At 63.3% G+C, this 8,254-nt stretch carries 8 protein-coding genes and 2 tRNA genes; 9 read left to right on the forward strand and 1 reads right to left on the reverse strand.

Annotated elements, in window-relative coordinates; all coding sequences use genetic code 11:
• Positions 1-123: 123 nt before the first annotated feature.
• Both OXU43_04470 and OXU43_04475 read left to right on the forward strand, forming a co-directional pair.
• Complete coding sequence (locus OXU43_04470) at positions 124-954, forward strand: hypothetical protein (protein ID MDD9824405.1); 831 nt, start codon at positions 124-126, stop codon at positions 952-954.
• An 18-nt stretch (positions 955-972) separates the two neighbouring features.
• Positions 973-1,671 carry an alpha-ketoglutarate-dependent dioxygenase AlkB gene (locus tag OXU43_04475; protein ID MDD9824406.1) on the forward strand — a complete coding sequence of 233 codons (699 nt, stop codon included), beginning with the start codon at positions 973-975 and terminating at the stop codon, positions 1,669-1,671.
• 108 nt (positions 1,672-1,779) lie between these two features.
• On the opposite strand, the gene OXU43_04480 is transcribed toward OXU43_04475, so the two are convergent.
• Positions 1,780-3,126, reverse strand: a complete 1,347-nt coding sequence (locus tag OXU43_04480) for an NAD(P)/FAD-dependent oxidoreductase (GenBank protein MDD9824407.1) — start codon at positions 3,124-3,126, stop codon at positions 1,780-1,782.
• 264 nt (positions 3,127-3,390) lie between these two features.
• Between OXU43_04480 and murJ the strand changes: the two genes are divergently transcribed.
• The 7 genes from murJ to OXU43_04515 form a co-directional block, all read left to right on the forward strand.
• Positions 3,391-4,914, forward strand: a complete 1,524-nt coding sequence (gene murJ / locus OXU43_04485; GenBank protein MDD9824408.1) for a murein biosynthesis integral membrane protein MurJ — start codon at positions 3,391-3,393, stop codon at positions 4,912-4,914.
• Between the two features lie 8 nt (positions 4,915-4,922).
• Positions 4,923-5,912, forward strand: a complete 990-nt coding sequence (gene ribF, locus OXU43_04490; GenBank protein ID MDD9824409.1) for a riboflavin biosynthesis protein RibF — start codon at positions 4,923-4,925, stop codon at positions 5,910-5,912.
• Positions 5,909-6,427 carry a signal peptidase II gene (gene lspA / locus OXU43_04495; GenBank protein ID MDD9824410.1) on the forward strand — a complete coding sequence of 173 codons (519 nt, stop codon included), beginning with the start codon at positions 5,909-5,911 and terminating at the stop codon, positions 6,425-6,427. The genes ribF and lspA overlap by 4 nt, the downstream gene beginning before the upstream one ends.
• Before the next feature lie 240 nt (positions 6,428-6,667).
• Positions 6,668-6,940 (forward strand): HU family DNA-binding protein, encoded by a 273-nt coding sequence (locus OXU43_04500; protein ID MDD9824411.1) that lies wholly within the window; start codon positions 6,668-6,670, stop codon positions 6,938-6,940.
• Positions 6,941-6,951: 11 nt separating this feature from the next.
• Positions 6,952-7,024: transfer RNA gene (locus tag OXU43_04505), tRNA-Val, on the forward strand.
• A 32-nt stretch (positions 7,025-7,056) separates the two neighbouring features.
• Positions 7,057-7,133 (forward strand) — tRNA-Asp (locus OXU43_04510).
• A gap of 100 nt (positions 7,134-7,233) precedes the next feature.
• The coding region (locus OXU43_04515; GenBank protein MDD9824412.1) for a SurA N-terminal domain-containing protein at positions 7,234-8,254 on the forward strand (1,021 nt) is incomplete at its 3' end.

An 8,254-nucleotide genomic window follows, 5' to 3' on the forward strand; every position in this document is an offset into this window, starting at 1 on the left:
TGGGCGTCACGCGCATGACCCTGCGCTACCGCATGCAGAAGCACGGCTTGGATTAGTGGCGCGCCCGGCCAGCATGCTCGTGCGAGCACGGCTGGTCTATAAGCACAAGAAAAGAATAATAAAATGAATCAAAAACGAATTCCTCAGATCATCAAGGAATTAAAAGAATCCTGTGAGCCAGCGATGAACTTCTACAAATCAATTTCGCTTTCAAAGAAGGTTACAGATCACGATATTAGAGAAATCGTTTTGGAGCGAGGCAGTGCCGATTTTGATAACCCTAAATCGAGTTGGGATAGTCGTGAGAAGAAAATGTTTAAGGTGGAAGCATATATTTTCTTATATTTGCGAATGCACTACGATCATAATTACGCAGTGTTTAGAAAATGCTGTTTTCTTGATGCGGAAAACATATGTTTATTCGACTTCGGTTGCGGTCCGATGACGGCAGGATTGGCTTTATTGTCGCGTCGTAGTAAAACGTATGCGGGGAGGGAAGTCTTGTATTACGGTGTAGATGCTTCTAGAAATATGCGTGAAAAATGCAGAATAATGAATGAAAAATACGGATTATTCGAAGAAAGCAATCTCTTTGCTACGTTCAAAGATGCGGTAAGACATCGTAGGGAGTATATCGAAAAAGATTCTGCCTGCGTTACGGTAGTTAATTTCAGTTTTGTATTGAGTCAAGAGACTCTTCAGGGAGGAGGGAAAACCGTTGATGATATTTACGAGCAAATTACCGAATTGCTCATACTCGATTCCAGCAATACCTGTCATTCCATCTACGTGATCTATCAAAATCCAGCAGAGGATAGATTCCATCGGAATTGGGAGATTCTGGAACAGAAATTAAGCCAATCATTTGGCTTCCGGGATCGAGAAGAAGAAGCAGTCTATTATGGGCGAGAAAATCCTGTACACTATGTTTCTGCTCGTTTGGTTAGTAAATGAGCGCAGAGGAGCATTGCAATGGTACATCCCGGTCAATCACTTCCACTCTTCTCTGAGGGCGAGATCCCTGAAGGGGTAGAACCTTACATTGCCAAGCAGAAGGAGAAACTGAGGAGTATAGGCGGGCGCTACATTTCCGGCTACATCTCGACCGAGGAGGAAAACGAATTTCTGGATAGAATTAAAGAGGCCGAAAGCCAGTGGCTTTCGGTTCTCAAGCGGCGGGTGCAACATTACGGTTATCGTTACGACTATAAGGCTCGGAAAATTTCCGAAGATATGCGTATCGGCAAGTTGCCGGAATGGGTTGTGCCGTTTGTAGAGCGTTTGGTCGAAGACTTCTTTCACGAGCGCCCGCCCGAACAGATGATCATCAACGAATATAAACCTGGCCAGGGCATCGCGCCGCACGTGGATTGCGAGCCTTGTTTTGGGCCGGTGGTGGTATCCATTTCTATAGGATCGACTTGCATGATGGGCCTGGAGAGGCGCGCAGTGTCTTCCGAAAAGGTACGCCAAGTACCGGCCTCTGACAGGGAAGGTATCGAACTGTTTCTTGAGCCCCGAAGTGCCGTAGTGCTTGCAGGCGATAGCCGATATCTTTGGACGCACGGCATTGCGCCCAGAAAGAACGACATCATAGGTCATCGTAAGTATCCGAGAGAGCGCCGCGTCTCTTTGACTTTTAGGAGCGTCGTACTGCAACAGGATGCATGAGCCTGCCTCAAGGTTTTGTTAGCGGGACGCCGGAGCGCGGGAATAATTGTCCCGCAGGATTTCTACGGCGCGCTGCCGGTTTAGGCGGTTGCCCGATGCGGCCCCCGCTCAGTGCAGCTTTACCGGCGGCTTCAGTTGCCGCAACAGCAAGTCGGTCAGGGTGCGTATGACCACCGGCAGCATCCCCAGCAGCGCGACCTGGTGCGCCTTGTACAGGCTCAGGTAGAAAAGGCGCGCCAGGACGCCCTCCATGAAGATGCTGGCGCGCCAGCGGCGGGCGAAGTTGCCCATCAGGTTGCCGATGGTGGAGTACCGGCTCATGTTGATCAGGGTGCCGTAGTCCCGGTAGGAATACAGCGGCGGCGGCCGGCCGCGCAGGCGGCGCTTCATGGCCTTGACCAGGAACTGCGCCTGCTGATGGGCGGCCTGGGCGCGCGGCGGCACCGGTTCCTCGTGTTGCGGCCACGGGCAGGCGGCGCAGTCTCCCAGCGCGTAGATGTCCGGGTCGCGCGTCGTCTGCAGCGTGCGCTGCACCAGGAGACGGTTGCGCCGGTCCGTTTCCAGCCCGTCCAGTTCCTTTACGAACTCCGGCGCCTTGATCCCGGCCGCCCACACCTTGAGTTCCGCCGGGACGAAGCGTCCGCTGTCGGTGGCGAAGCCCTCGGGCGTGGCCCGCACGACTCGTTCGCCCATCAGCATCTGGATGCCCAGGTTTTGCATCTGCGCCGTCACCGCCCGCGAACACCGTTCCGGCAATGCAGGCAGGATGCGTTCGGCGGCCTCGATAATCGTGATCCGTATATCCCGGTCCGGCTGGATGCGGTCCAGACCGTAATCCACCAGCAGCCGCAGGGAGCTGTGCAGCTCCGCGGCCAGTTCGAGCCCGGTCGCGCCGGCGCCCGCCACCGCGATGTGCAGCCGGCCCGGCGGCCGCTCGCCTTGCTCCGTCTGGGCCAGGTAGCAGTTGCTCAGCAGGTGCCGATGGAAATCGTGAGACTGCTCGTAGTGGTCGAGGAAGTAGCAGTGCTCGGCCACCCCGTCGGTGCCGAAGTCGTCGGTGACGCCGCCGACGGCGAGGATCAGGGTGTCGTACTCGATGCCGCGGCGGGGGATGTATTCCCGTCCCGCCGCATCAATGCTGGGGGCGATCTCGATCCGGCGCCGGCCGCGGTCCAGGCGGTCCATGCGGCCCAGGCGGAAGATGAAGCCGCTGTGGTGGGCCTGTACCTGATAGTTGACCTCGTCTTCGTGGGTGAGCAGAGTGCCCGCCGCCACCTCGTGCAGCAGGGGTTTCCACAGGTGGCTCATGTGGGAGTCCACGAGCACGATATCCGCCTGCCGGCGGCGACCGGGGCCGCGCCCGAGGGCAGAGGCGAGTTCCAGGCCGCCGGCGCCGCCGCCGACGATCACGATTCGATGGCGCGTTGCCCCGGATTCGGGGAGAGAAGCGTGCATTGTTACCCCCATGCCGGCGAAGTGGCGCCGACGCCGCCCCATTGTAAGAGGCGCCGTCGCGGGCGCGCAATGCGCAGGTACGGGTTCGGGTTTGCGATTGGGGAACAGATGGCGCCTCCGCCCGCGCCGGATGCCGTGCAGGGCGCATGGTCCGTTGCCGCGCATTGGGCATACATTGGGCATACATTGGGTATAATCGGGGGATGATCTGGCCGAAGCGGCCGCCCGCCCCGCGCGCTTTACCGTAACTCTTTACCGTAACTTATGGCCGCACGGCTGTTGAAAAGCACCCTGGTAACCGGAGGCATGACCTCGGTGTCGCGCGTCTTCGGGCTGGTGCGGGACATCGTGCTTGCCGTCTCCTTCGGCGCGGGCCTGGACGCCTTCCTGGTCGCTTTTCGGATGCCCAACCTGTTGCGCCGGCTGTTTGCCGAGGGCGCCTTCGTGCAGAGTTTCGCCCCGGTGCTGGGCGAATACCGGGAGCGGCGCGGCCGCGACGAAATCCGCGCCCTGCTGGACCAGGTCAGCGCCGTGCTGGGCGGCGGCTTGTCGCTGCTGGCGGTGCTGGGCGTGGCGGCCGCGCCCTTGCTGGTCGCCCTTTTCGCCCCCGGCTTTCTCGGTACGCCGCAGTTTCCGGAGGCGGTCGCCATGTTGCGGCTGACCTTGCCCTACCTGCCGCTGATCTCGCTGGTCGCCCTGGCGGGGGCCGTGCTGAACGTGTACGGACGCTTTGCCGCCCCCGCCTTCGCCCCGGTGTTGCTGAACCTGTCGCTGATCGGCTGCGCCCTCTGGCTGTCGCCGCTGTTGGCGCGGCCGGTGCATGCCCTGGCCTGGGGCGTGCTGCTCGCCGGCGTCCTGCAGTTTCTGTTCCTGTTGCCCTTCCTGCGCCGTCTCGGACTGTTGCCGCGGCCCGCCCTGCGCCGGGACCCGCAAGGGGCACGGCGCATCTTCCGGCTGATGGGGCCGGCCCTTTTCAGCGCCTCCGTCTTTCAACTCAACGGCATCGTGGACATGCTGCTGGCCTCCTTCCTGACGGCGGGCAGTATCTCCTGGCTGTATTACGCGGACCGCCTGATGGAGTTCCCCCTGGGCGTGTTCGGGATCGCCCTGGGCACCGTGTTGCTGCCCTCCCTGGCGGCGCACCACGCGCGGCGCGATACCGGGGCGCATATCCGGCTGCTGGACCGGGGGTTGCGCTGGGCGCTGCTGATCGGCGTCCCGGCGGCGCTGGGGCTGGTCGTCCTGGCGGAACCGATCGGCATTACGATTTTTCAGTACGAACGCTTTTCCGCCGAGGACGCCCGGCGCACCGCCGCCGCGCTGGCGGCGTACTCGCTCGGTCTGCCGGCCATGATCCTGGCGAAGATCCTGGCTGCCGGGTACCATTCCCGGCAGGATACCGCGACGCCGGCGCGGATCGGATTGTTCGTCGTGACCGCCAATTTGCTGCTGAACCTCCTTTTAATCGGGCCGTTGGGACATGTGGGCCTGGCCCTGGCTACCGCGCTCGCCGCCACGCTGAATGCCGGCCTGCTGTACCGCGGTTTGCGACGGCTGGCGGTTTTCGCGCCGCGCCCGGGCTGGGGGCGGTTCCTGCTGCGCGTGGCGCTGGCCTGTCTGGCGATGGTCCTGCTGCTGCAATGGCAGGCGGTGCCCGGCGACGTTTGGCTTCAGTGGCCGGCATGGCGCCGGGCGGCGGCGCTGGCGGGCGTTGTCGCGGCCGGGGCGGCGGCCTACGGCGCCGCGTTCGCGCTCCTGGGCGGGCGCCCGCCGCGGCTGGAGGCGTAAGGGCGGATATGCGCATCCTGCGCCGCGTGGCGCCGTTGTCCGCCGCCGGGGCGGCGGTGGCCGTCGGCAATTTCGACGGCATGCATCTCGGCCATCAGGCCCTGTTGCAGCGGCTGCGCCGTAGCGCCTCGAGCCAGGGATTGTTGTCCGCGGTCATGCTGTTCGAACCGCAGCCGCGCGAGTGGTTCGATCCCGCCGGGGCGCCGCCCCGGCTCATGCGCCTGCGCGACAAGCTGGAATACCTGCGCTCGGTGCCTGTAGATTGCGCGATATGCCTGCGCTTCGACGCCCGGTTGGCCGGCGTGTCCGCGGAACGTTTCGTGACGGAATTCCTGGTCGCGGGACTGGGCGCGCGGCGCCTGGTTTTCGGCGCCGACTTCCGGTTCGGCAGCGGCCGGCGCGGCGACCGGGCCCTGTTGGAGTCGCTGCAGCGGCAGTGCGGCTACCGGGCGGCGCCCGTGGAGCATCTTGAATTGGACGGGGAGCGGGTTAGCAGTAGCCGGATTCGCGCCGCCTTGCGCGGCGGCGATCTCGCCGGGGTGCGCCGTCTGCTGGGGCGGGAATTCGGCGTCTGCGGGCGGGTGTCTCCCGGTGCTGGCCGCGGCCGGCAGCTGGGTGTCCCCACCGCGAATATCGTCCTGCGGCGTCAGCCGCCGATGCCGGCCGGCGTATTTGTCTCCCGGCTGCGGTTGGCGGCGGGGCCGCAAGAGGAGCGGGGGGCTTGGCGGGACAGCGTCAGCTACGTGGGCACGAGGCCGTCTTTCGGTGGCGGCCCGGCGTTTCTGGAGACGCATGTGCTCGACTTCGATGGCGAGTTGTACCGCCGCCGGGTCGAGGTGCTGCTGTTGGCCCGGCTGCGCGGCGACCAGCCCTTTGCCTCCACCGGGACCCTGGTGCGGCGGATGCGCGGCGATATTCGCCGCGCCAGGGAGTACCACCACGACCAACGGCGGCGCCTGCGGCAAGGCATTCGCCCCGGCCGGGCCTCCTTGCCGTGAGGTGGCTGTGGCTGTCGCTGGCGGTGGTCGTGCTGGACCGTGCCAGCAAAGTTCTGGCCGAACAATGGCTGGGGCCGGGCGGTGCCATGCCGCTGTTGCCCGGCCTGCGTCTGGCCCTGGGCTACAACGCCGGCGCGGCCTTCGGCATCCTGAGCGATGCCGGGGGTTGGCAGCGTTGGTTTCTAAGCGGCTGTTCGCTGCTGGTTTGCGCCCTGATCCTGCTTTGGTTGCGGCGGTTGCCGCCGTCTCCGGCGCGGCTGCCCTGCGCCCTGGCGCTGGTTTTCGGAGGCGCGGCGGGCAATCTCTATGATCGCCTGGCGTATGGCCGGGTGGTGGACTTCATAGATTTGTACCTGCGGCACTGGCATTGGCCGGCCTTCAATGTGGCCGACGCGGCGATCACGGTCGGCGCGGCGCTGCTGTTTCTGGATTTGTGCATGAGTCCGGCGCCGGATTCGACCCCGGTGCGTGGGGATCGGGCCGCCAACAGCGGCGAGAACCGGCGGCGGAACTGATCCGCTTGTTCGCGATTTGCCCTGCTAAGATTGCCATATCTTCTTATGTTGCAGGGTATTTCCCATATAATTCGGGCCGTTGCGGGCCGTTGCGCGGCACCGGGGCGCGCCTCCCTTGCTTGACGAAAAAAAACAGCCTCTGTTATAAGCCTGCATGTCTGAAAACCGATTCGTCCAGCAAGGGGAGTCCAATGCGGGGCGCGTGTTCCAATTCGCAGCATCTTGGAGAGGAAACTAAAGATGAATAAAACTCAGTTTATCGAGGCGGTTGCCGATACTTCCGATTTGCCCAAGGAGGCGGCAGGGCGGGCTGTGGATGCCTGCATTCGGGTGATTAGCAAAGAGCTGAAGCGGGGGCGCTCAGTGACCTTAACCGGGTTTGGAACCTTCGAGGTGCGCAAGCGCAAGGCGCGTGTCGGGCGTAATCCCAAGACCGGGGAGAAGATCAATATCAAGGCCTCCAAGACGCCCGCGTTCCGGGCCGGCAAGGGCTTTAAAGATCACATAAACTGACCCCGCCTTGGGGGTGCTTAGCTCAGTCGGGAGAGCGTCGCCTTTACACGGCGAAGGGCGGGGGTTCGAGCCCCTCAGCACCCACACGCCTCCCGCTTGCGCTGGGAGTGGCGCCAGGAGTGGTAGTTCAGTTGGTTAGAATACCGGCCTGTCACGCCGGGGGTCGCGGGTTCGAGTCCCGTCCACTCCGCCAATGCCCCGGGCGCGGTTGCGCCTGGGGGCGCGTCCTGCGCCTGCGCGGATAGGCCTGCCGCTCCCGATTTCCCGATTCGCCCCCCGGAACAAGCACGATCATGTTGCAACTGATCCGCAACCGTCTCTCCGGGTGGCTGGCCTCCGCGGTCGTGCTGCTGTTTTGCATTCCCTTCGCCCTGTGGGGCGTTAACTACTACTTCGACGCCAACGTCAACCCCGCTGTCGCCACGGTGAACGGCGAAGAGATCCTCCTCGACGATTTTCGCCGTCTCATGGACGAACAGCGGCGCGCCGTCAAGCCGGATTCTCCGGAGGAGGAAAAAGCGCTCAAGCGGGAACTCCTTGACTCCCTGGTCCTGGGGCAGCTGGTGCTGGGCTTCGCCGACGATAGCGGGATGCGTATCAGCGCCGGGGACGTGGTCAGGGAGATCCAGGGCATGGAGTCTTTTCAGGAGGAAGGTTTCTTCAGCCAGGAACTGTACCGACAAGTGCTGAGTTACCGCGGGCAGTTCCGCCCGGCCGAGTTCGAGGAGCAGATGCGCCAGGACCTGATGGGGCGGCAGGTGCAGGCGGCGCTTGTGCGCAGCAGTTTCGTGCTTGAGGACGAGGCCCGTTGGGGCGCCCGCATGCGTTTGCAGAGCCGCGATATCGCCTATGTGGTTTTCCCCGCCGCCGAGTTGCGCGAGGAAGTGGCGGTGGACGACGAAGACATCGAGAACTATTACCAGAAGCACACGGAGAAATACCACCGCCCGGAGGAAGTGCGCATCGCCTACCTGGAACTGAGCGCCGCCGGCCTGGAGGAAGAGGTGGCGGTGGAGGAAGAGGCCTTGCAGGCCTTCTACGAGCGACGTAGCGATGACTATGACATAGAGGAAGAACGTAAGTTAACCCGGCTTTACATCCAGTCTCCGGGCGACGCGGAGGAGGCGGAACGGGAGCGGGCGCGGGCTCGGGTCGAGGCATTGCTGGCGGATGCGGAGGCGGGCGATAGCCTTGAGGACCTTGCCGAACGGGCTGCCGCCGAGGACGAGGAAGCGGCAGCGGAGGAATCGGAGACCGAGGAATCGGAGGAGACCGCGGCGGCGGAGGAGCCGGCGGCGGAAGAATCGGAGGAGA

Source organism: Gammaproteobacteria bacterium (assembly GCA_028817255.1).
Lineage (GTDB): Bacteria > Pseudomonadota > Gammaproteobacteria > Porifericomitales > Porifericomitaceae > Porifericomes > Porifericomes azotivorans.